This window comes from Bradyrhizobium sp. LM2.9, from assembly GCF_054056555.1.
This window is the reverse complement of sequence record NZ_JBSRYJ010000002.1, coordinates 3463432-3485662: the sequence shown is the minus strand read 5'-3', so window position 1 is coordinate 3485662 and position 22231 is coordinate 3463432. Positions and strand designations below refer to the sequence as shown.

25 protein-coding genes and 2 pseudogenes are annotated in these 22231 nt (G+C 63.7%); 12 read left to right on the top strand and 15 right to left on the bottom strand.

Translation table 11 applies throughout. The annotated features are described in order from the left end of the window. The first annotated feature begins 21 nt into the window (after nt 1-21). Together ACVWW3_RS18555 and ACVWW3_RS18550 are read left to right on the top strand one after the other, a co-directional pair. On the top strand, nt 22-927 hold the full coding sequence (locus ACVWW3_RS18555; RefSeq protein ID WP_456649083.1) for a hypothetical protein: 906 nt from the start codon (nt 22-24) through the stop codon (nt 925-927). Between the two features lie 105 nt (nt 928-1032). Further along, nucleotides 1033-1242: a hypothetical protein gene (locus tag ACVWW3_RS18550; RefSeq protein WP_247349578.1), complete on the top strand. Its 210-nt coding sequence runs from the start codon at nt 1033-1035 to the stop codon at nt 1240-1242. Between the two features lie 165 nt (nt 1243-1407). On the opposite strand, the gene ACVWW3_RS18545 is transcribed toward ACVWW3_RS18550, so the two are convergent. The 4 genes and pseudogenes from ACVWW3_RS18545 to ACVWW3_RS18530 all read right to left on the bottom strand — a co-directional run bounded on the left by ACVWW3_RS18545 (nt 1408) and on the right by ACVWW3_RS18530 (nt 4248). Continuing rightward, nucleotides 1408-1761 (bottom strand): hypothetical protein, encoded by a 354-nt coding sequence (locus ACVWW3_RS18545; RefSeq protein ID WP_354045262.1) that lies wholly within the window; start codon nt 1759-1761, stop codon nt 1408-1410. Nucleotides 1762-1808: 47 nt separating this feature from the next. Then, nucleotides 1809-2521, bottom strand: a pseudogene (locus ACVWW3_RS18540) (ABC transporter ATP-binding protein). Further along, nucleotides 2511-3248 carry an ABC transporter permease gene (locus ACVWW3_RS18535; protein ID WP_456649084.1) on the bottom strand — a complete coding sequence of 246 codons (738 nt, stop codon included), beginning with the start codon at nt 3246-3248 and terminating at the stop codon, nt 2511-2513. The pseudogene ACVWW3_RS18540 and the gene ACVWW3_RS18535 overlap by 11 nt, the downstream one beginning before the upstream one ends. Before the next feature lies 1 nt (nt 3249). Continuing rightward, on the bottom strand, nt 3250-4248 hold the full coding sequence (locus ACVWW3_RS18530) for an ABC transporter substrate-binding protein (RefSeq protein WP_354106361.1): 999 nt from the start codon (nt 4246-4248) through the stop codon (nt 3250-3252). Nucleotides 4249-4335: 87 nt separating this feature from the next. Here ACVWW3_RS18530 and ACVWW3_RS18525 point away from each other — a divergent pair, with 87 nt between their 5' ends. Beyond that, the gene (locus tag ACVWW3_RS18525) at nt 4336-4695 is read left to right on the top strand and encodes a hypothetical protein (RefSeq protein WP_247443906.1); all 360 of its coding nucleotides are present in this window, start codon (nt 4336-4338) and stop codon (nt 4693-4695) included. A 68-nt stretch (nt 4696-4763) separates the two neighbouring features. Here ACVWW3_RS18525 and ACVWW3_RS18520 read toward each other — a convergent pair whose 3' ends face one another. Further along, nucleotides 4764-5582, bottom strand: a complete 819-nt coding sequence (locus ACVWW3_RS18520) for a quinoprotein dehydrogenase-associated SoxYZ-like carrier (protein ID WP_456649085.1) — start codon at nt 5580-5582, stop codon at nt 4764-4766. A 59-nt stretch (nt 5583-5641) separates the two neighbouring features. Next, the gene (locus ACVWW3_RS18515; protein WP_456672048.1) at nt 5642-6571 is read right to left on the bottom strand and encodes a quinoprotein relay system zinc metallohydrolase 2; all 930 of its coding nucleotides are present in this window, start codon (nt 6569-6571) and stop codon (nt 5642-5644) included. A 126-nt stretch (nt 6572-6697) separates the two neighbouring features. Here ACVWW3_RS18515 and ACVWW3_RS18510 point away from each other — a divergent pair, with 126 nt between their 5' ends. Both ACVWW3_RS18510 and ACVWW3_RS18505 read left to right on the top strand, forming a co-directional pair. Beyond that, complete coding sequence (locus ACVWW3_RS18510) at nt 6698-7576, top strand: substrate-binding domain-containing protein (protein ID WP_247349570.1); 879 nt, start codon at nt 6698-6700, stop codon at nt 7574-7576. Then, entirely contained in the window at nt 7573-8130 is a 558-nt protein-coding gene (locus ACVWW3_RS18505; protein ID WP_456649087.1) for a PQQ-dependent catabolism-associated CXXCW motif protein, read from the top strand. The genes ACVWW3_RS18510 and ACVWW3_RS18505 overlap by 4 nt, the downstream gene beginning before the upstream one ends. A 164-nt stretch (nt 8131-8294) precedes the next feature. Here the strand turns inward: ACVWW3_RS18505 and ACVWW3_RS18500 are convergent, their stop codons facing one another. The 6 genes from ACVWW3_RS18500 to ACVWW3_RS18475 form a co-directional block, all read right to left on the bottom strand. After that, nucleotides 8295-8594: a copper-binding protein gene (locus tag ACVWW3_RS18500; RefSeq protein ID WP_456649088.1), complete on the bottom strand. Its 300-nt coding sequence runs from the start codon at nt 8592-8594 to the stop codon at nt 8295-8297. 133 nt (nt 8595-8727) lie between these two features. Then, nucleotides 8728-9342 carry a hypothetical protein gene (locus ACVWW3_RS18495; protein ID WP_456649089.1) on the bottom strand — a complete coding sequence of 205 codons (615 nt, stop codon included), beginning with the start codon at nt 9340-9342 and terminating at the stop codon, nt 8728-8730. Beyond that, entirely contained in the window at nt 9339-10187 is an 849-nt protein-coding gene (locus ACVWW3_RS18490; RefSeq protein ID WP_456649090.1) for an ABC transporter permease, read from the bottom strand. The genes ACVWW3_RS18495 and ACVWW3_RS18490 overlap by 4 nt, the downstream gene beginning before the upstream one ends. Continuing rightward, complete coding sequence (locus ACVWW3_RS18485) at nt 10184-10990, bottom strand: ABC transporter ATP-binding protein (RefSeq protein WP_247443900.1); 807 nt, start codon at nt 10988-10990, stop codon at nt 10184-10186. Before ACVWW3_RS18485 ends, ACVWW3_RS18490 begins: the two co-directional genes overlap by 4 nt. Then, nucleotides 10987-12003, bottom strand: a complete 1017-nt coding sequence (locus ACVWW3_RS18480; protein ID WP_456649091.1) for a YVTN family beta-propeller repeat protein — start codon at nt 12001-12003, stop codon at nt 10987-10989. Before ACVWW3_RS18480 ends, ACVWW3_RS18485 begins: the two co-directional genes overlap by 4 nt. Nucleotides 12004-12148: 145 nt before the next feature. Continuing rightward, on the bottom strand, nt 12149-13330 hold the full coding sequence (locus tag ACVWW3_RS18475) for an ABC transporter substrate-binding protein (RefSeq protein ID WP_456649092.1): 1182 nt from the start codon (nt 13328-13330) through the stop codon (nt 12149-12151). Nucleotides 13331-13457: 127 nt separating this feature from the next. Here ACVWW3_RS18475 and ACVWW3_RS18470 point away from each other — a divergent pair, with 127 nt between their 5' ends. Continuing rightward, nucleotides 13458-13958, top strand: coding sequence for a DUF3280 domain-containing protein (locus ACVWW3_RS18470; RefSeq protein WP_354045247.1), 501 nt, complete (start codon nt 13458-13460; stop codon nt 13956-13958). Between the two features lie 52 nt (nt 13959-14010). Here ACVWW3_RS18470 and fghA read toward each other — a convergent pair whose 3' ends face one another. Together fghA and ACVWW3_RS18460 are read right to left on the bottom strand one after the other, a co-directional pair. Then, nucleotides 14011-14856: an S-formylglutathione hydrolase gene (fghA, locus tag ACVWW3_RS18465; RefSeq protein WP_247349560.1), complete on the bottom strand. Its 846-nt coding sequence runs from the start codon at nt 14854-14856 to the stop codon at nt 14011-14013. A 69-nt stretch (nt 14857-14925) separates the two neighbouring features. Beyond that, nucleotides 14926-15546: a response regulator gene (locus ACVWW3_RS18460; protein ID WP_247443897.1), complete on the bottom strand. Its 621-nt coding sequence runs from the start codon at nt 15544-15546 to the stop codon at nt 14926-14928. A 145-nt stretch (nt 15547-15691) separates the two neighbouring features. Here ACVWW3_RS18460 and ACVWW3_RS18455 point away from each other — a divergent pair. The 6 genes and pseudogenes from ACVWW3_RS18455 (at nt 15692) to ACVWW3_RS18430 (ending at nt 21145) form a co-directional block, all read left to right on the top strand. Continuing rightward, nucleotides 15692-17051, top strand: a pseudogene (locus tag ACVWW3_RS18455) (histidine kinase). Nucleotides 17052-17214: 163 nt separating this feature from the next. Then, nucleotides 17215-19677 (top strand): TonB-dependent receptor, encoded by a 2463-nt coding sequence (locus tag ACVWW3_RS18450; protein ID WP_456649093.1) that lies wholly within the window; start codon nt 17215-17217, stop codon nt 19675-19677. A gap of 156 nt (nt 19678-19833) precedes the next feature. Then, the gene (locus ACVWW3_RS18445; RefSeq protein ID WP_456649094.1) at nt 19834-20133 is read left to right on the top strand and encodes a hypothetical protein; all 300 of its coding nucleotides are present in this window, start codon (nt 19834-19836) and stop codon (nt 20131-20133) included. Continuing rightward, nucleotides 20130-20360 (top strand): hypothetical protein, encoded by a 231-nt coding sequence (locus ACVWW3_RS18440; RefSeq protein ID WP_247349555.1) that lies wholly within the window; start codon nt 20130-20132, stop codon nt 20358-20360. Before ACVWW3_RS18445 ends, ACVWW3_RS18440 begins: the two co-directional genes overlap by 4 nt. Nucleotides 20361-20508: 148 nt before the next feature. After that, the gene (locus tag ACVWW3_RS18435; RefSeq protein ID WP_354106331.1) at nt 20509-20676 is read left to right on the top strand and encodes a hypothetical protein; all 168 of its coding nucleotides are present in this window, start codon (nt 20509-20511) and stop codon (nt 20674-20676) included. 61 nt (nt 20677-20737) lie between these two features. Further along, nucleotides 20738-21145: a hypothetical protein gene (locus ACVWW3_RS18430; RefSeq protein ID WP_456649095.1), complete on the top strand. Its 408-nt coding sequence runs from the start codon at nt 20738-20740 to the stop codon at nt 21143-21145. 20 nt (nt 21146-21165) lie between these two features. Here the strand turns inward: ACVWW3_RS18430 and ACVWW3_RS18425 are convergent, their stop codons facing one another. Then, nucleotides 21166-22152: a helix-turn-helix domain-containing protein gene (locus tag ACVWW3_RS18425; protein ID WP_456649096.1), complete on the bottom strand. Its 987-nt coding sequence runs from the start codon at nt 22150-22152 to the stop codon at nt 21166-21168. Between the last annotated feature and the right edge of the window lie 79 nt (nt 22153-22231).

Here is a 22231-nt window from a genome sequence, read left to right as displayed (position 1 = left end):
TGACGACCTGTCGCGGCTTCGATGGCAAACGCCATCGAAGCCGTGGTAGTGTCAGGGATGCGCGCGAGAGCCCATACATTCTGGACCATAGCCGCCTGCACAGTCGCGCTCGTACCGGCGTGCGTCAGCGCCGAAGAGGGCTTCGATACCGAGCACATCTTCGGCTTTTTGATCGGCACCGATGTCGGCAATCCCGGTGAGCGCGAATTCCAGACCGAAACGACGGGGCGATTCGGCAAAGGCGGAGGGACCTATCGCGCCCTCTCGCAGGAAGTCGAGATCGAGATCGTGCCGCTGCCGAACTTCCGCATCGAGGTCGGCGGCATCGCTAGCTTGCACGACATCACCGGCGTCCCCGAGATCGATGATCGCCGCCAGTTCAATTTTCAGGGCGCCTCGCTCGACCTGCGTTATCGCCTGCTCGACCGCGAGCACGCGCCGTTCGGCATGACCGTCGGCGCTGAGCTCCATGGCGACCGCATCGACGAAACCAGCGGCGCGAAAGGGCGGATGTACGGCACCGATTTCACACTCGCCTTCGATCGCGAACTGATCCCGAACTTCGCCATCGGCGCGCTCAATCTGATCTATCAACCGGAATGGGCGCGCTTCGAGGTGGCGGGACTGTCCGAAAAGAGCTCGACCATCGGCGCGGCCTTCGCCGGCATGGTGCGTGTGCGGCCCGATGTGCTGCTCGGCGGCGAGATGCGCTACTTCCGGCAGTACGAAGGCATCGGCCTCGGCGAGCTTGCCGGCCAGGCCCTGTTCGTCGGTCCGACCGCCTATTTCCAGCTTTCCGAGCGCTCGCGCCTGACCGTGAGCTGGAGCATGCAGGCCTGGGGCCGTCCGGCCGGATCAGGTGCCAATCTCGACCTCGTCAATTTCGAGCGCCACCAGGCGAGGCTGGTGTTTGGGGTTAACTTCTAGGAAGGCGAGTTCCCCGCGGCCTCTCTCACGGCCGGATTGAAACTTCCCGCTCCTCGGAACGTAACCTTTTGTGCTAATCTTGATCGCCTCTGCGAGGATCCCGGCATGAACCCGATCGACCTGGTAGTGACTGTATGTGCGTTGCTCTCGCCTGCGACCTGCGAGGAGCAGCATCTGGTATTCAACTACGCCGGCTCGCCGACGCAGTGTGCGATGGCCGCGCCGCCCTATATCGCGCAATGGATCGGCGACCATCCGAAGTGGCAGGCGGTGCGATGGCGCTGCGAATATCCGCACCCGCACGACAAGGCGTGAAGCGTTGCGCTGCATTGCCGGTCGCGACTGGCTTAGATCCTCATCCTGAGAGCTTGCGAAGCAAGCGTCTCGAAGGATGGCCACAAGGGACAGGCGGCCCCGCATGGTTCGAGACGCGCTTCGCGCTCCTCACGATGAGGGGAAAACGCCAGTAACGCAGCCACGTTACTTGCTGCAGTCCTTCAGATCCTTGTCGGCGATCGAGAACACCGCATCCGGCTTGATCTCGATGTCGCGGACGATGCACTGCCGTGCACTGGGATAGCTGACCTTGGCGTCGTAGCGGCCGGGCTCGATACCGGTGATGCGCAGCCGCTCGTCGTGGTCGACCTCCTTGTCCTTGTCGTTCAAGCACTGGTTCGGTCCCCACTCGGTCTTGCCGGCCGGCGAGAGCTGGAAGCCGGAGATCGTCTCCGTCGTCAGATTCCAGAGTCGGATGCCCTTGCCCTTGGCCTGCGCGAGCGCCGCGCCCGGCATCGCAACCAACAGGATGCCGATCGCAATCAACTGACGCCGCATGGTGAACCTCCCGCGAAGATTTCGTTGGTCCAGTTGACCATGAGTTCTCATTTCGATTCAAGCTGCAGCGCCGCGAGCTCGGCCCTGATCCTGCCGAGCTCGGCCTCGCTGCGCTGCGCACGTGGGATGGCAATCGGCACCTCCCGCACGATGCGCGCCGGCCGCGGCGACAGCAAGAACAGGCGATCGCCGAGGCGGATCGCGTCATCCAGGCTGTGTGTGACGAGCAACGTCATCACCGGACGGCGCGCCACCAGCGTAGCGATCTCGTCGCGCAACCGGCCGGCGAGTGCGTCGTCGAGCGAGGCGAGCGGCTCGTCGAGCACGAGCAGGTCGGGCTCGACGGCAAAGGCGCGGGCGAGCGCGACGCGCCGGGCGAGGCCGAGCGACAGCTCGCCGGGGAAAAGTGGCTGCGATGCGCGTCCAGCTCCAGGATTCTAAACAGCTCGGCGAGCTTCGCATCGGTGACATCGGGGGCCGCAAGCCGCACATTCTGCTCGACAGAGCGCCACGGCAACAGCCGCGGCTCCTGAAACACCATCCCGATCCGCGCTTCGGGCGGACGCGAGACGTGCCCCCCGAAATCGCGGTCGAGCCCGAGGATGATGCGCAGCATCGTGCTCTTCCCGCAGCCGGACGGACCGATCAGCACGCCGACCTCGCCGGATTGAAGCGCGAAGCTGACCGGCGCGAGCACCCTCTGCGTTCCGCCCGCGGCACTCCTGAACGTCTTGCCTGTGATCTCGACCTCAAGCCGCACGGGGTCGCCACCGGGTTGCGCGGGCTTCAAACGGTTGCACCAGCGCGGTCTCGATTACGAGCACGACGGCGGCGAAGGTCAGCGAATAGGCCAGCAGCCGCGGCGTGTCGAACAATTGGAAGGCGACGCCGATTTCAAAGCCGACGCCATTTGGCCGCCCCAACAGTTCGGCGACCAGCACGATCTTCCACACCAGCGACAATCCGGAGCGAGCTGAGGCTGCGATATAGGGCGCCAGTTGCGGCAGCACGACGTGGCGGAACGCGCGCCAGCGCGGCATCGCGAACACGCTCGCCATCTCGTCGAGCGAGCGGTCGAGCGCGCGCGCACCCTCGCGCAGGGTGACGATGGCGGTCGGCAACTTGTTGATGGCGATCGCCGCGATCGCTGCGGCTTCAGTGAGCCCGGCCCAGATATAGGCCAGCACGATCACGACCAGCGCGGGCAGGTTCAGGAGCAGGATCAGCCAGGGATCGCCGAGCCGGTCGGCAAGCTTCACCCGTCCCATCAGATAGCCGATGGCGCTGCCGAGTGACATCGCCAGCACAAAGGCGAGGCTTACGCGAGCGAGCGTGGCGCCGAGATGCAGGAACAGCGCGCCGCTCGAAGCTTCCGCGACGACGACGTCGAGCACGGCGGGCGGGGAGGGCAGCTTCGCGGCGCCGACGAACCGCGCGGCGATCCACCAGATCGCGAGCAACAGGGCAAACGACAGAAGACGCAGCACCTCAGTCTCCGGGAACTGCGTGATAGAACGTGCCCGGCTCGAGTTCAGCGGCCGGGCCGACTAGGTCGCGGCCGCCCGTCTCGGCGAGCACGCGGTAGAGCACGCGCGCGTCCTTTTCTTCGTCATCGATGCTCCGGCGCGGAATGCCGTCGCGATATCGCTCGCGATAGGTCTTCAGCAGGATAGCATCGCTCGTGCCGGTGAGCGGCGCGATCTTGTCCCAGGCGGCATCCGAGGTCACCAGCAGCTGTTTGGCCTTGCGGGTCATCGCGATGAAGCGCGCCACGGCCTCGCGATGACTTGCCGCCCAGCTTTCGTCGAAGACATAGCCGACGGCGGAGACCGCGCCCTTGGCGCCCAGCTTCGGCAAAATGTCCTCGATGCCGGTGAGGCGCCTAAAACCCTTGGCCTCCAGTTGGGCGGAGAAATTCCAGAAGTTGAGGCTCGCATCCATCTCGCCGTCGAGCGTCTTGGCGGCGATCAGGGGCGGGGCACCATAGACGATGGTCGCCTCCGACTTCAGGTCGATGCCGTCCTGTTTCAACCGGGCCTGGAGCAAGAGCCAGCTCTTGTCGATCGGGCCGCCGCCGACGGCGAGCTTGCGGCCCTTCAAATCGGCGAGCGACTTGATCGGCGAGGAAGCCGGCACCATCACCGCGCCCAGCGCGCTGGAATAGGGATAGAAGGTGAGCTTGGCGCCGAGCGCGCGCTCGCGCGACACCCACAGCCAGTCGGACAGGATGATGTCGGCATTGCCGGCGCGCAGCGCGATCTTGCCGGCCTCGGGGCTCGCAAGCTCGGTGACGTCGAGCGACAGGTCGGCCTCCTTGTCGAGGCCACCGGCGCGGATCGCGGCCAGCTCCCAGGAGAATGTTCCGGTCTTCTGCACCGCAAGGCGGATGGTATCCGCGGCGCGGCCGGGTCCGGCGAGTGTCAGCGCCAGCGTCACCGCGAGCGCCAATGGTCGACCAAGTGCTCTTATCAAACCAAGTGCTCTCATCACCTTGTGAGCCGTTTCCTCTGACAGAGTGCTTTTCAGGACAATACGCATAGCATAGCTTTCGTCGCAACCAGCGGGAGGACGCGCATGAATCTGGCCGGACAGCTACGACCGATTGTCGCCGCATTGGCGGTGTGGGCTGCGACCGCGCTCGCAGTGCGCGCCGAGGAGGCGAATGATTATCCGACGGCGGCGCGCGCGGAGTACGTCTATGGCTGCATGAAGGCCAATGGCGAGAGCCGGCAGGCGATCGAGCAATGTTCCTGCTCGATCGACGTGGTGGCCTCGATCGTATCCTATGAGCGCTACGTCACCGCGGAAACCGCGCTCAGCATGTCCCAGGTCCGCGGCAATCTCGGCGTCCAGTTCCGCACCTCGGAGCAGGCGAACTCGGCTGTGAACGATTTGAGGCGCGCGCAGGCCGAAGCCGAGGTGAGGTGTTTTTAACCCCTTGGCGGCGTGCATCCCGTAGTCGTCCTGTCCGGGCTTGTCCCCGGCCATGACGGGTGAGGGGCTCACGTCCCCGGCTTCTCCACATCCCACTCGTTGCGGAACACGTGTCCATCCGTATCCTTGGCCTCCGCGCGAAAACGCTTGGCGCCGTTGGACACATACGTGAACCGCAGATTGGGATCTTCCGAGATCGAGATGCCGCCTTCCATCGAGAGCACGGGGCTGTCGCCCTGCGTCAACTTGAGCTGGTTGACGAAGAAGGCGGGAATGTAGAGCTGCGTGACCTGGTCCATCTGCAGGCCGGAATTGTTGGGATGGCCGATCATGATCTGCGCCTCGCGCATGCGGCTCGCGGGGGTCTCTTGCCGCGCGAATTGCCGGTAGCGCATCTGGCCGAGCCGGTTCTGGGCTTCCTCGGCATTCTTCCCCGCCGGGGCAGAGCAGCCGCCCGAGGCCTTCACATAGACTTTTGAGACATAGAGTTGGCCGTCGCTGAGCTCGGCAACCGCATGGACGTCGGTGTAGTTGTTGATGCGTACCCGCGTCGAGATTTCGGTGACGTTGGCATCGGGGCCGAGCTCGAACTTCGCCGCCATCGGCGCCGGATTGCGGTCGATCACCAGCGTGATCGAACGGATGCGGCGGGCATCGCCCGGCGAAAGCTTGCTGCGCAGGGTCACCGGCACGATCGCCGCATCCTCGGCGCGATACGGCATATCGATGCCAATGACATCGCCGCCGTCGTGCATCGGACGGTTGCTGAAGATGTCCTGCACGAGGCCCGGCCAGGGATCGTAAGCTTCTTCAGCCTGCACCGGCACGGCGAATGCCATGCCGAGGAGCAGGGCGATCAGGGGCAGGCGGCGTGTGCATCCCATCATGGTCATGGTCCCGCGCGGACGAAGCAGAAGCAGTTGTCGGGCCTAGCGTAGCGCGTCCGCTACTCCCATTCAATTTCCGAAATCAATGCTGCGGTTGCGTTGCGAGCGTTGTAGTCGCCGAATAATTGCCATTGCGACCGCTCCGAGGCGGCCGCCTTGTCTGCGGCGGTTCGGATCGGCTCGCCCTTCTTGTTCGACGCCCGGACGTCCGCCAGCAGCGCCGTGAGATAACGCCGTTCATCGATCAGGGCTGCAGGCCATTCACTCACGGGTCCGTGACCCGGAACGACGCGCAGCGCCGGAATGCTCTCGAGTTCCCCGAGGATGCCGAGCCAGCCGCGAATGCTGCCGTCCATCACCGGAATATGGCGGAGGAAGACGAGATCGCCCGCGAAAAGTGTCTTGCTCGTCTCATCGAACACGGTGAGATCAGTGTCGCTGTGTCCGGCCGGCCAGGCCCGCAAGGTCAGGTGGCGCGAGCCGAGATCGAGCGTCAGGGTGTCCGTGACAGGTATTGTTGGCGGCACGATCTTCACGGGAGAGATCAATTCGTCGCCCATGATGCGTCTGAAATTGTCGAGATAATACGGCCCGCGCGTCGCCAACGCCTGCGGCAGCCGGCTATGGCCGACGAAGCGCGTGTCCCCGGCGACGAAGGCTGCATTGCCGAAGACATGATCGGGATGGCCGTGGGTGTTGATGACGTAGCGGATCGGCTTGCTGGTGCGGGCCCGCACCGCCGCCAGCAGCGCCTCGCCCTCGCGAAGGCTACCACCGGTGTCGATGACGGCGACCGCATCCGCGCCGACGATGAAGCCGACATTGGCGATGTCGCCCTCGTTCTCTCGGGTCATGAGGGCGATGGTCCCGGAGTGTACGAAGATTCCCGGCGCGACTTCGCTTACAGGCAATTCGGCCGCTCGTGCGCATGCTAGTGTCGCCGTTACCAGCAGGGACAAGGCTGCAATCACGAAAGCGATGCGAGACACTTTTCCGCCTCAGTTCAAAGGGTTGCGCGTTGCACTGCAACAAAGAAAAGCCAGCACAAAGTCTGGCAGAAATGGTGCGTCATGCGTTGCATGGCTAGCATTCAAACAATCCTAGGAGGAAGCGCGATGACGGAGGCCGGACGACATCGTCGCTGGTTGGTTTCACTGAGTATCCTAGTTGCGTCTTGCGCGTTCGGCGACGTCGCCGTCGCGCAGACCAACGACGCCGGCGACCTCTCCTTCGAACTGGTCGATCCCAAGGTGCTGCGCGTCTGTGCCGACCCGCGCAATCTGCCGTTCTCGAATGAAAAGGGCGAGGGGTTCGAGAACAAGCTTGCCGAGTTGTTTGCAGACAAGCTCCAGAAGAAGCTCGACTATGTCTTTTTTCCGCAGGCTACCGGCTTCGTGCGCATGACGCTCGGCTCGCATCGCTGCGACGTCATCATGGGCTTCCCCCAAGGCGATGACCTCGTGCAGGGCACCAATCCCTACTACCGCACGAGCTATGCGCTGGTCGCGAAAGCCGGCAGCGGGCTTGAGGAGGTCGACACGCTCGAGGATACCAGGCTCAAGGGCAAGCATGTCGGCATCGTCGCCGGAACGCCGCCTGCGACCAACATGGCCATCGCGGGACTGATGGGCGATGCAAAGCCCTATCCGCTGATGATCGACACGCGCTACGATAATTCGGCGCAGGCAATGATCAATGATCTCGCGGCAGGCAAGATTGACGCCGGCGTGCTGTGGGGACCCATGGCGGGATTTTACGCGAAGCAGGCGGGCTCGCTTCATGTCACGCCGCTGGTAAAGGAAACCACCGGACCAAAACTGGCCTATCGCATCGGTATGGGCGTGCGTGCCGCCGACCAGAACTGGAAGCGGCAACTCAACAAGCTGATCCAGGAGAACCAGGGCGAGATCAACAAGATCCTGCTCGACTTCGGCGTGCCGCTGCTGGACGAGAGCGACCGGCCGCTCGGCGCGGAGACGGCCAAGACGCCATGAGGCGGCAGATTGCCGCTGCGCTGGTCGCCGCCACTCTGGTGGCGCCGGTAGTCGCGCAGCAGCAGGAGCCGTTCGAGCCCGAGGGCTATCGCGCCGACAATTACCGCGCGCCTGTGCCGGCGACGCTCGGCGGCGCGCGCGTGCTGTCGACTTCGGAAGCCGAGGCGATCTGGCACGCGAAGAGCGGCGTGTTCATCGACGTGCTGCCGCGCGCGCCGAAGCCGAAGAACCTTCCCGCGGGTACCGTCTGGCGCGAGGCGCCGCGCAAAAACATTCCGGGCAGCACCTGGCTGCCCGATACTGGCTATGGTGCGCTGCCGCCGGCTATGGACGATTATTTTCAGCGCGGGCTCGCGCGTGCGTCGCGGGGCGACAAGGCTGCGCTGCTGGTGATCTATTGCCTGGCCGACTGCTGGATGTCCTGGAACGCCGCCAAGCGCGCGCTCGCGTATGGCTACTCCAACGTCGCCTGGTATCCCGAAGGCACCGACGGCTGGGAGCGCGCCAAACTCCCAACCGACGAGGCACAGCCGGAGCTGCGGCCGGAGCAATAAAGAATTGAGCGAGCTCGGTCATCGCTGGCCTCGTGGTTCGAGACGACCGCTTCGCGGTCTCCTCACCATGAGCGTCTACATTCCGCAGCGAAATCAGATCCTGTGAGGCGCCCGCCGAAGGCGGGCGTCTCGAAGGATGGCGGCAATGGGACAGAGAGTTTCCCCTACTGCTTCTGCAGCTTGGTCAGCGTGCCCGTGCCGTTATTGACGGTTGCAGAGTAGCTCACCCTGTCGCCGGCGTGCACGGCATCCAGCATCGCGGCGTCCTTGGCCTTGTACTCCTGGAGCGCGCCAGCGCCGCCTGCGCTGCCGCCGACCGTGCCTTTCTGCATCTGCTGGATCGAAATCGTGCTGTTGAGCCGATCTATCCGCGTGACCATTCCGGTCATGTCGTCAGCCAATGCGCTGCTTGCGAGCATGCTGATGGCCGCAGCGCCTGCGAGGATGAATTTCGTGGTTCCCATCAAGGCCTCCCGACGTCTTGGACTCTCTTCGACAAGCTATCCTGGATCGATTTAGTTCCGGCAGATAGCGCGGCAAAGGTTAACGATAGCGTTGAGATCGCCGGAACTTGCAAAGCTGTCAGTGGGGGTGACGCTATTCCATTTCCTGCTGAATGACGCGTCCCAGCGCAAACAGGCGCTGATCGATCGTGGTAGGAACCTCGCAGACGAACCGCACCACTTTGTGGCGGTCCTCGAAAATGCGAGTCTTCCAGATCAGCTCGTTGCTGAGCGCATCGACCTTGGCCTCGTCGCGCGGCGTTGCGCCCTGGAGTGCCTGGAGCTGGATCGACTCCTCGCGAATCTTGTCGGCGGCCTCGCGCTGCTTGCGGCTGACGCGTTCCAGCCCGCCGATGACCTGCGAGCGCTGGGCGTTGAGCGTGTCGAACAGGCCGGCGAACAGAAGTTTTGCATTCGCGGTCTTGTCGGCCGCGGAGCCCGCCAAGAACTCCTTCACCGACTTCTCGGCCTCGTCCAGCGGCGTCTTGCGGGCCGCCAGTTTCGAGACCAGCGCGCTGACCCTGGCGTCGTCCTTCCACTTGTTCTGCACGTCATCGAGCGAAGGACCAGCCCACACGGCGGCGAGCGAAATTTCCGGCACTTTGGCTTGCGTACAGGGCCAATCCGGATAGCGCGGATCGGCCGCGCGTGCCGCCGTGCTCGCGACTGCGAGCATCAGAGCGGCCATGGCCAGAACCCGAACCTTCATCCTTCGCCTCCCACAGGGCCCCGTCGCGCCAGCCCGCGCGAGGGATCATAGGCATAGATCGCCCCGATCATGAAGACGATTGTGCAGGTCGCGACCACCGCCAGCGAGACCCAGTTGATCTGTCCGTACAGCGCAAACCGGATCAGCTCGACCGCATGAGTGAACGGATTGGCCTCGCAGAGATAATAGAGATAGGGACTGCCCTCCTGCACTCGCCAGAGCGGGTAGAGCGCGGAGGATGCGAAGAACATCGGGAAGATCACGAAGTTCATGACGCCGGCAAAGCTTTCAAGCTGCTTGATGCCGGACGAGATCAGCATGCCCAGCGAGCCCAGCATCAGTCCGGACAGGATCAGCGCCGGTAGCACGGTGAGATAGCCGATCGGGGGAGGTGTGATGTCCCAGAACCAGGCGATCAGCAGGAACGCATAGACCTGGAGCAGCGACACCGCGGTGCCCGCGAGCAGCTTGCAGAACAAGAGGAAGCCGCGCGGCAAGGGGCTTACCAGCAGCGTGCGCATGTTGCCCATCTCGCGGTCATAGACCATCGAGAGCGAGGACTGCATGCCGTTGAAGAGCTGGATCATCGCCATCAGCCCGGGCGCGATAAAGACCTCATAGAGGATGTAGGTCTCGTACGGAGGGATGATGGAGATGCCGAGCACCTGGCGGAATCCGGCGGCGAAGATGAACAGCCAGACCAGCGGCCGTACCAGCGCCGAGACGAAACGCTCGCGCTGATGCAGGAAGCGCAGGCCCTCGCGCCAGACGATGCCGGTGAGGCAAGTCATATACTCGGCGGCTGAGAAGCCGCGCGGCGTGTCGCGTGTCGTGATGCTGCTCATGCGCCGCCGCCCGGCAGGGTCTGCGCGCCGGTCAGGCGCATGAAGGCGGTGTTGACGTCCTGCGCGCCGGCTTCCGCAACGACACGACTCATTGGTCCCTGCGCCAGCACCTTGCCCTGGTGCAGCACCACGAGATCGTCGCCGGCCATGATCTCGTCGAACAGATGCGTGGCCCAGAGCACGCCGATGCCTTGCTCGGTCACGAGCTGACGCACATGGCTGATGATGTCTGCGCGCGCCTTGACGTCGAGGCCGACGGTCGGCTCGTCCAGCAATAGCAGGCGCGGACGGTGCAGCAGCGCGCGTGCGATCTCCAGCCGCCGCATCTGCCCGCCCGAGAGATCGCGCACCTTGCTGCCGGCGCGCTCGGTCAGCCCGATGCGGCCGAGCAACTCGGCGCTGCGCACTGCGGCCTCGCGGCGGCTGATGCCGTGCAGCGCGGCGTGATAGAGCAGGTTCTGTGTCAGCGACAGATCGAGATCGAGCGTGCGCGGCTGGAACACGACGCCGAGCAACCGCAGCGCCTCGCCGGGACTTTTGCTGACGTCATGGCCGAAAATGCCGACGCGGCCGGTCTGGATGCCGAACAGCCGCGTGATCAGCGAGAACAGCGTGCTCTTGCCAGCGCCGTTGAGGCCAAGCAGCGCCGTGAAGCTCGCCGGCTGCACGTTGAACGACACGTCCATCAGCGCCCGGCGCGGGCCATAGGCGTGGCTGACGCCGTCGATCGAGAGCGCCGGCACCGCAGCGGGGTTGGGCTTCGGCACCTCGCGTTGTTCGGCGATGGGAGCAGGGCTGGTCATGGCGCGATCGTGATGCCCCAGGGCAGTTCGCCCACCTGAATGGTCTTGATCACCTTTTGCGCGGCGACGTCGATGACGGAGACGTCGTTCGACACGCCGTTGGTGGTGAGCAGATATTTCTCGTCCGGCGTGAACGCCATATGCCAGACCCGCTGTCCGACCAGCAGATATTTCATCACCTTGCGCGTGGCGGTATCGACCACGGCGACGCGGTTGGCGGGACCGAGCGCGACGAAGGCGGTCTTGTCGTCCTTGGTCATGCCGATGCCGACGGGCTGGATGGCCTCCTTCCTCAACCCCGGGATCTCGAAATTGACCTTGCCGGTCACCTCGTGCTTTCTGGGGTCGATGATCGACACGGTGCCGCCGATCTCCGAGGACACCCACAATTCGGAAGCGTCGTGCTTGAATTCGGCAAAGCGCGGCCGCGCGTCGACCAGAACGTTGGCGACGATCTGGCGCGACGAGGTGTCGATGAAATGTGCCATGTTGGTCGTCTCGGACGTGTTGATCAACGTCTTGCCATCCGGGCTGATGGTCATGCCCTCGGGCTCGACTCCGACCTGGATGTCGCCAAGGCGGGCGCGCTTATCGAGGTCGATCACGGTCACCGTGTTGTCGTTCTCGTTGGCGACATAGAGGATCTTGCCGGCGGCATCCTGGGCGAACAATTCGGGGTCGGGTCCGGAGGGCAGGCTGTCCACCACGGCTTGCGTCTTCGCGTCGATCATCTGGATGGTGTCGTCGTCGCCGACCGCGACCATCACGAACTTGCCGTCGCGCGTGAAGTCGATGCCGCGCGGGCGCTGGCCGACCTTGATGGTCTTGGTGACCGTCCAGCTGTCGGTGTCGATCACCGACACCGTGTTGCTCTTCTCGTTCGAGACATAGGCGATGAACGCATGCGCCGGCGCTGCCGCCAGCGCCAGCCCGGACAGCAATCCCACACGCCACAAGCGCAGTATTCCGCTGCGGGTTGGTTTCACCTCCCCCGCTTGCGGGGGAGGTCGCATCGCATCGATAGATGCGATGCGGGTGAGGGGTCTCTCCTCTAGGAGGTTATCGCTCGCGGAGACACCCTCTCCCCAACCCTCCCCCGCGAGCGGGGGAGGGAGCGCAGCGTCGTTGTAGTCGCAGCTCGAACTCATCTCACAATGCTCACTTCAATTTGCATTTGCTCTCCGGGCGGTCATAGCCGAGCGTGTCGAGCTCGGAGACCTGGTGCAGAAAACCTTCCTGCGGCGACACCGACACCACCATGCGGCCGTCGACCAGCAGGATCGGCTGGCGCAGCTGCAGGTTCCAGTCGCGCAGGGTCAGCTTTGTGCCCTTGAAGGCAGCAACCGAAAAGTCCGGGCCCTTGATGAAGTCGGTGACCTTTGTGACGTCGCCGGAATTGGTCCGCGAGGTGGCCTCGCCGATCATGCGCACCGCGGTCCAGACCTGCATGTCGAGCGCAGTCATCCTCCGCGCGTTCAGCTTGACGAAGCGGTTCTGCATCTGGATCGCGCCCCACTGGTCCTGCGATGCGTCCCAGCTCCGCGGCACGAGGCCGGCCGAGCCCGCGACCGGGCGGGGATCCCAGGTGCGATAGGGCAGGTACGCGCCGAACACCTCGCTCTCGTCGGCGGCGACCAGCACGTCGTAAGCCGGTGCCTGTTGCGTGAACACCGGCATCTGGCGCTGGATCAGCGTCACGCCTGAGTCCGTGCGGCGCGCGCCGCCTTTGTCTTCGAAACTGCGTTCCTGCACGATCTTGGCACCGAACCGCGTGGCCGTGCGCCTCAGCGCGTCGGCGAACAGCTTGTCCTCGTCATGCGAGCCGACCACGAGCAGCCAGCGCTTCCACTGCTTCCACACAAGATACTGGCCGAGCGCATCCGCCAGCATCGCGCGTGTCGGCGCGGTGTGGATGACGTTGGCACGGCAATCGGCCTCGCGCAGACGCTCGTCGATCGCGCCGGCATTGAACAGCAGCGTGCCGCGGTCGCGCAAGGCGTCTGAGACTTTCAGCAGCGCATCCGCCGGCAGGTCGGCGATGATGAAGCCGTTGCGTGCGGCGAGATCGGTCGCGGCCTGCACGGCATCCTCGCCCTCCTTGATCCGGCGCTCCTCCAGCACAAATCGCTGGTTGAGGAATTTGCCGGTGGTGTTGTTGTCCTCGATGGCGAGGCGCGCGCCCGCGACGCCGTCATTCTCCGCGGGCTGCTCGACCAGCGACAGCGTCGATCTGGTGCCGGCGACGCCGAGATAGCCGACGCCGATCATGACAGGGTCGGCGGCGAGCGCGCTCGTCGCAGCAAGACCCAGGCCGATCAGGCCGACCAACCATCGGATCATGTTTCCTCCAGATGTTCTCCCTGGCTTGACCGCCGGTGGAGAATTGTCTCTGCTAAAGCATGACCGATTTGTCAGGGCATGCAACCCCGCATTTCGCCCCGCGTGCACGAGGACCGAAATCACGATCATGCGAGCACTGATATGTTTCGCTGCCTTGCTGTTGACGACGTCGGTCGCGTTTGCCGATCCGCCAAAACTCGCGGTGTTCGACTTCGAGTTGATCGACACCAGCCTGCCCGGCGAGTTCTACGGCTCCAAGACGGAGGAGGCGCGGCTCCTGCTCATTGGCGAGCAGTTGCGCAAGGAACTGACGGAGTCAGGCAGGTTCCAGATGCTCGATATCGCGCCGATCAGGGACGCCGCCCGTCATGCCAATCTGCAGGCCTGCGGCGGCTGCGACCTCAAGCTTGCGGGACAGCTCGGTGCTGACTTGGAGATCACCGGCATGGTGCAGAAGGTCTCGAACCTGATCATCAATCTGAACATCTACCTGCGCGACGTGAAGACCGGCACCATGATCACGGCCGCCAGCGCCGACATGCGTGGCAACACGGATGAATCCTGGACGCGCACGATGAGCTATTTGATCCGCAACCGCTTGCTGGCACCGAATTACGGGAAGCCGTGAGTTGGGACTCGCTTCGTGCCACCTTCTCCCGCAAGGGGAGAAGGAAAACACGTTACCCCTTTAGTCTCTCCGCATGCCAGTGCAGATGATCGCCCATGAAGGTCGAGATGAAATAATAGCTGTGGTCGTAGCCCGCCTGCCGCCGCAGCGTCAGCGGGATGTTGGCCTTGGCACAGGCTGCCTGCAGCAATTCGGGACGAAGCTGCTCCTTCAAAAAGTTATCGGCCTCGCCGACGTCGACCAGAAAGCCCGAAAACTTCGCGCCGTCCTCGATCAGCGCCACCGTGTCGTGGCTGCGCCAGGCGTCCTTGTTGGGACCGAGATAGCCGGTCAGCGCCTTGATGCCCCAGGGCACAAGCGACGGCGCCACGATCGGGGCGAAGGCGCTGGCCGCGCGAAAACGGTGCGGGTTGCGCAGCGCGACCGTCAGCGCACCGTGGCCACCCATTGAATGGCCCATCACCGATTGGCGCTTGGCATCGACCGGAAAATTCTCCGCCACGAGTTTTGGCAGTTCGTCGGTGACGTAGCTCCACATGCGATAGTTGCGTGAAAACGGCGCTTCTGTCGCGTCGACATAGAAGCCGGCGCCCAGGCCGAAATCATAGGCGTTGTTGGCATCGCCCGGCACGTCCGGCCCGCGCGGGCTGGTGTCGGGCGCGACGAAGATCAGGCCGAGCTCGGCGCAAGCTTTGCGGAATTCACCCTTCTCGGTGACGTTGGCATGCGTGCAGGTGAGGCCGGAGAGATACCAAACCACGGGCAGCTTGGCGCCGGCCGCATGCGGGGGAACATAGACCGAGAACGTCATATCGGTTCCGGTCGCCTGACTCGCATGGCGGTACACGCCTTGCACGCCGCCATAGGAAGTATTGGTCGAGACAGTCTGAATCGTCATGCCGTTAGCTCCGTGGCGTCAAACCACATCAGGATTGCAACGCTTGTGTGACCGAATTCGTGGCGGCCGTCAGGCCACGCCGCTGTCGATCGCCAGCCGCACCAGCTCGACCGAGGTCTTCACCCCAAGCTTCTGGCGCATGATGGACGAGGTGTTGGCAACAGTCTTGTAGGACGACTGCACCAGCCAGGCGATCTCGGACAGGCTCTTTCCGGTGCTGAGCAGCCGCAAAATCTCCATCTCGCGCGCGTTGAGCTTCGACAGCGGGCTTTGCGCCAGCGCGGGTCCCGCAAAGGCGATGCTGCGCGCGATCGCGGTCGGCAGATAGGTGCCGCCGCTGCCGACGGTGCGGATCGCCTCGACGAGATCGTCGGGGTCGCCGGTCTTGGAGACGTAGCCCTTGGCGCCGCACTCGATCGCGCGCGCGGCAAAGGCAGGGTCGTCGTTCATGCTGAACATGATGATTCGGGCCTCGGGCGCGCGCTCGAGGATGCGGCGCGCGAGCTCGAAGCCGGACACGGTCGGCAGGTTGATGTCGATGATGGAGAGGTCGGGGCGCTCGACGATGAAGACGCACTCGCCGTCTTCGGCGTCGGCGGCCTCCAAAATCTCGATCTCGCCCTCGTCGGCCAGCACGGCACGGCAGCCGGAGGCGACGATGGGATGATCGTCGACGATCAAAATGCGCATAGGGCGTTCCTCGCGACAGCGTCTTGGCCTGTTTCGCGCCCGGCCGGGATTGCTGTACGCTTTCGATTAGATATCGGGCGCTTCGCCTCTGTCAACGTCATCGGACAGGCGCGAGCAATCCTCCGCGGGGGCACGGGCGACACCAATGTGGCAAAATCTATCCTTGCGCGGGCGCATCAACCTGCTGCTGGCGCTGTTGCTGGCGCTGGGGCTCGCCGTCAATATCGGCCGGCAGGTCGCGGAAGCCGGGCCGCGCGTGCAGGCCGAGGACCAGAGCGTGATCCGACTCGCGCGCGAATTCATCGGGATGATCGTTGCCGATCTCAACGAGGCGCCCGATCCGGACACCAGGCTGAATCAGATCGCGCGCGACCTCAGCCGCCTGCGCCATGTCAGCATCGCGCTTCGGGACGCCGGCGGCAAGCCGCTGACGCAGCCCCGGGCCGACGCCGATGACGACACGCGCGGGCCGCCGGCCTGGTTCGTCGGCCTGGTTCATCCCGAGCAGACCGCGGTGAGCGTGCCCGTCTCGATCCACGGCAAGCCGGGCTCGCTGCTGATCACCTCGCATCCCGACGACGAGATCGCCGAGATCTGGGACGCCATCGTGACCCAGCTCGAGGTCGGCTCGGGGATCGCGCTCGCGCTGTTCCTGGTGATGATGAATGTGGTCGGCCGCGCCCTGGCGCCGCTGCAGTCCCTGGCGGATGTGATGGCCGAGCTCGAAGACGGGCGCTATCAGGCGCGCGTCACGCCGGGCGGCGCACCGGAGCTCGCCGCGATCTGCACCAAGCTCAATCATCTTGCGGCAACGCTCAGCGAGGCCGTCGAGGACAAGCGGCGCCTCGCCGAGCGAGCGGTGTCGCTCCAGGACGTCGAGCGCAAGGAGATCGCGCGCGAGCTCCATGACGAGTTCGGGCCGTATCTGTTCTCGCTGCGCGCACACGCGAGCGCGCTGGCGAAGCAGGCGGACGGGCGCGCGCCGAGTGCGGAGGCCGTGCGAAAACACGGCAGCGCGATGATGGAGCAGATCAACGCGCTTCAGCAGTTCAATCGCCGCGTGCTGGAGCGGCTCCGGCCCGTCGGACTTGCCGAGCTCGGCCTGCGCCAGGCGCTGGGAATCGCTGTCGCGGCTGTGGCGGGAGTCGCATCCCGATGTCGCCATCGAGACCGTGATCTCTCCGGCGCTTGGCGTCACGGGGGAGACCGCCGACCTCACGATCTACCGCATCGTGCAGGAGGCGCTCACCAACGTGTTCCGCCACGCCGGCGCGACCTCGGTCAATGTCCTCATCGAGCCGGTGGAGCAGGCGGCGGCCGATGGTCGCGGCTGCGCCCGGGTGCGGGTCAGCGACAATGGCCGCGGCATGGAGCCGGGCCATAAGCTCGGCTTCGGCCTGGTCGGGATGCGCGAGCGGATACTGGCGCTGGGCGGCACGCTCAACGTCGTCTCCGGCGATGGCGGTCTGACCGTGGAGGCGCTGGTTCCGACGGCGGCGGCGTGATCGCGCCAGATGCAATCGGGAAAAATTCCCGATTTTGTCGGGAAAACGGGTGCGAATGTCGCCCGACCTTTTGTGGCTGGCGCGCCAACGGCCGCCGATTACACTCGTCTCAACCAAACGGCGAAAATCAAAACAGCCGGTGGTCACGGATGGGACGGCAGGGATGGGCAAGCTGAGTAGCAAGCGTCGTTTGTTGATGGCCTCGGTGTCGACGGGGCTGATGTCGGGGCTGGTTTTCGCGATCCCTGCGGGTGCTGCGCAGGACGAGGAGACCAACGTCCAGAACCTGCCCGCGGTCGAGATCACGGCGCCACCGCCGCCGACTGTGAGGCGCAGTGCGCCACCACGCCCGGTCGCGCGCATCGGAGCGCCGTCATCCGCCAGCCCCAGGACCCGCATTTACGTCTACCCGACGTCGCCCGGAGCCGGCGGCAGCATCGAAGTCGACAAGATTCCAGCCAGCATCAACGCGGTCGATGCAAACCAGATCAGGCGCACCCGCTCGCCGAATATCGCCGACGCCCTGCAGCAGTATGTGCCTGGTGTCAGCATCAACGAAGTGACCGGTAATCCATTCCAGCCCGATGTGCAGTTTCGCGGCTTCGTCGCTTCACCTCTGGCCGGCACGCCGCAGGGCCTCGCCGTCTACCAGAACGGCGTGCGCATCAACGAGGCGTTTTCCGATACGGTCAATTGGGATCTGATCCCGACGGTTGCGATCCGATCGGCGCTGGTCGTGACCAACAACCCCGCGTTCGGCCTCAATGCGCTCGGCGGCGCCATCGATCTGCAGATGAAGAACGGCTTCAACTATCAAGGTGCCGAGATCGACGTCATGGGCGGCTCGTTCGGCCGCATCCAGGGCTCTGCACAATGGGGCAAGCAGGTCGACAACAACTGGGCAGTCTACGGAGCACTCGAAGGCATCCATGACACCGGCTTCCGCAATTTCTCGTCATCGGACGTCCGGCGCTTCTATGGCGATGTCGGCTATCGCTTTGAAGGCAACGAATTTCACCTCAACATGGGCGTCGCCAACAATTCCCTGGCAGGACCCAGCACCGTTCCGGCCGAATTGCTCCAGCAATATTGGGGCGCGACCTATACAACGCCGCAGACCATTTCCAACAAGGTCGGCTATCTCAACCTGACCGCCAAGGTGGAGGCGACGCCGACCTGGACCTTTGAGGGCACGGCGCATTTGCGGGGCTTCAAACAGAACACTGTGGACGGAAACCCCACCGACGCCCAGCCTTGTGCTGATCCAACCCTCCTGTGCTTTGGCGATGATACGGTCCCGGCTTTTGGCCTGAATGGCGTTCAGCTCGCCAATCCATTTGCGCCGGGCGCCGTACTCAGCGAGATCGATCGCACCAGCACGAGATCGACCACATTTGGCGTATCCGGGCAGGCGACCAACAGCGATCAGCTGTTCGGTCATGAGAACCGCCTCGTGATCGGCGCAAGTTATGATGTCAGCAGCACGCGCTTCACCGGTAGCGCCGACTTGGGAACGACAGGCACGAACTACGTCGTGACCGGCAGCGGGATATTCCTGGGTCCGTCCGGCGCCCCGACATCGGTCGGCCCCGTGTCCCTTCGCACCGTCAGCCAATACCAGGGGCTCTATGCGCTCGACACCTTCAATGTGGACGATCGGTTTGCGGTCACGGCAGGCGGTCGGTTCAATGCGGCCCATATCTCGCTGATGGACCAGCTTGGCACCGCGCTCAATGGCGATCACAACTATGATCGGTTCAATCCGATCATCGGCGGCACCTACAAGATCACGTCCGAAGTGACCGCCTATGCAGGCTATTCCGAAGCCAACCGGGTGCCGACGCCACTCGAACTCGGCTGCGCCGATCCGGCAAGGCCGTGCATCATCGGGCAGTTCCTGATCGCTGATCCCCCACTTCAGCAAGTCGTATCCAAGACGTTCGAAGCGGGTTTCCGCGGCACAAAGGAATTGAACATCGGATCGCTCGGTTGGAAAATCGGTGCCTACCGCGCGACCAACTACGACGACATCCTTGCGACCCCAGTTCCGGGGTTGACGGGCTTTGGCTTCTTCCAGAACGTCGGCCGGACACGCAGGCAGGGTATCGAAGCCGAGGTGAGCCTGAAGTCGAACGTGCTTCAGTTCCAGGCGAGCTATGCGTTCCTCGATGCACGCTTTCTCGATGCGCTGCAGCTTGGCTCGGAGAGCCCGTTCGCAGATGGCGACGGCAACATCCAGGTCCTGCCGGACAACCAGATTCCGCGCTTGCCGCGCCATCTCCTTAAGGCCAGCGTCGAATATTCCGTGACCGATGTCTGGAAGGTCGGGGGTGACGCGCTCTTCGTCTCGAGCCAGTATTTCGTCGGCGACGAGTCCAACCAGTTTCCGAAACTGCCGTCTTACGCCGTGTTCAATCTCAACACCTCCTACCAAGTTACCAAGAATCTCCAGATCTATGGCCGCGTAGCCAACATTTTCGACAATCGCTACTCGACGCTCGGCACCTTCTTCGACAGGGAAGCACTGCCCAACTTCACCAATGGCGGCGCCGAGTTCACCGACCCGCGCTCGCTTAGCCCGGCACGGCCGCGGGCGTTCTATGCGGGGATGCGGGTGACGTTCTGATCCTGGCAGGACGCCCAGGGGCTTGTGGGTGACGAGGAGGCCGGGGTTTTCGCCGCCCCGAGCGGCGTGTCACCCCGGCTCTGTTCTACCTCAGGCCGATTGACTCAATGTTCATGTTTTGTTCTTATGCTGGTCGTCCAGCCAAGGGAGCGAGCCATGGACAACCGCATCAATGAGATCCGCAGAATAATCAGGGCATTACGTGTCAGCATGCGTGAGGCCGAAGCCATCATGCACGAGCAAATCAACAGGGACGAAGATTGCGCCTTCGTCGCCGGGGAAGTCATGAAGATGCGCACGGTGATGAGCGGGCTGGTCCAGGAGCGGGCCGCTCTCGGTGACACCGACCCGATCGTCGTCGCCAGCCTCTTCATTCCCCGCCGACGGCCGACGGCGCCGCGCCTCCGTCTTGAGAGGCGTCGTCTCGGTCCGCCGCGCGAGGTGGCACGGGCATGAAAGGACAGAGGCCGAGCTACTTCTCCGACATGCAGGAGCCGCCGGAGTTCCTGAAGGCTCTCGATCAGGCGCGCCGCCTGTCTTGCTTCGAAGGCTGGTGCCGCATGCACATCGAGGCCATCCAGGTCGCGATCGATCAGTATGCAGAAGCGGCTCTCGGTAACCGGGAGTTCTTCCTCAACAAGCCGCACAGCATCGGTGGAAGTCGCAGCGGCGACGTGCCGTGACGTCCGAGACGGCGGCCAACTCCACTTTTCCAAGCCAAAGTCGGCGCGGCCTCGACCTTAACCGCTCGGAAACCATGGCAAATGATCGGAGAACTTTAACGAAACTGTTCGGCTGTCTCTGAGTCGGTTTGTCGGAGGGCCCGTTCCGATGACAGAGCACCAGTTGAGAGAGCTGGAATTCCAGATCGCGCGTTACAGGCGTTTGGAGCGCGAAGTGACCGATCCGCTTGCCGCCTGCCTGCTTCACAGCATCATCGAAGACCTGGAAGCCGAGCTGCGCAGGGACACCCCGGATTGGCACGGGCCGCGCGATTAACGCTTTGTTAGCGCTAATCATGCGGATTATTCAGGAGGGACTGCCAAGGGAGACTGCTCCCATGCTGAAGGACGGCACCTATTCGGCGTGGTACAAGACGCCGCTCGACCAGGGGACGGGGATCGTTCATGTCGCAGACGGACAAATCTGGGGCTGCGACAGCCTGATGACATATCACGGCTCCTGCAAGATCGATGGAGATCGCTTCACCGCCACGGTGTCGACGAAGCGCCATACCGACGGACGTGCAACGGTCTTCGGCGTCGACGATGAGCTCACGCTGGACATCGAAGGAAACTGCCCCGGCAAGGTCGGGACCTACACGGCGACGGCAGCACAGGTGCCGGGAATGATCCTCCAGGGCACGCTCATTCTTACGGAACAGCAGCCGCCCGCACGTGAACGAACCGGGCAAGCACCGGCGTTCAATCTCGACAAGCTCCCGAAGTTGCCGAAGCGTTCGCGCTGATCGCATTGAGCCCCAGCCCGCTAAGGCTGCGGGCTTTCTATTCGGGGGCTGCCGTTTTGATGCGGGGTTCGACGCGCACGCCTCGTCTCGGAGGGATATTCGCCGAACATTCGATAATAGTAGCCGGAAAATCGGCCGAGACTCTGGAAGCCATAGTGCAGGGCAATGTCCGAGATCGTCCTGCTATCCCTTGGCAGGCGGAGAGCCGCGTGGACCGAACAAAGCCGCCGGTGCTTGAGAAAGGCGATCGGGCCGATACCGAGTGCCTCCTGAAAGGCGCGATGCAGCGTACGCCGCGGCAGATGCATGTAGCTGCAAATTTTGGAGATATGAACCGGCCCCGGGCCGGCCTCGTCGAGATACTCCTCGACCTGCCGTACGATCTTCAACGCAGACGGCCGCGGACCGTCACGTTCCGACGACCGGCCTTGGACGATGTTGGCACTCATCGCTTCGATGACCGCGCGCTTCCAGAAATCGGCGGATTCGGCCGTCAGTGACGCGTTGCCGAGTCTTGCCACCAGGGACTGCAGGCGAGGGACAACACTCTGAACCGTGTGGGCATTTCCCTTGTAATGGCTTCTTCGCCACGCCGCGGGATCGCTCAGCTCACCTTCGCAGGCAAACGACGAACTGATGTCTTCGGATCGTATCGAGGCAATGATGACTTTGCTGCCGCCATAATAACGGTTCTCATGCTCAGTACCGGGCGGCGTGACCAAAACGTCTCCCGGGCAGGATTCGTAAGAGAAGCGCGTCACACGATCGGTGCTGTCCGCGAGCATGCCGATGACGACGCCATCCGCGCCGGAAACACCCTTCGTTCTGAGACCAAGATTGAAGCTGGCGGTGTCAATGCGCAGACCGTCGATCAATGCGTGCGAGAGGCGGCCGGAGAGCATTCCTTTTTGAATCTGGACCACCTCGCGAGGCGCGCCAGCAACGACTTCTCTGAATTCCTCGAACCCTTTGATCTCATGCGTCTGCAGCAAGGCAAATCCTGCCATTGTCAGATCCCGCTCGATTCAAACCGCGCCGTCGGCGACTATATTGCATTATCCGGCGTCGCTATTGAGGCACGCTTTG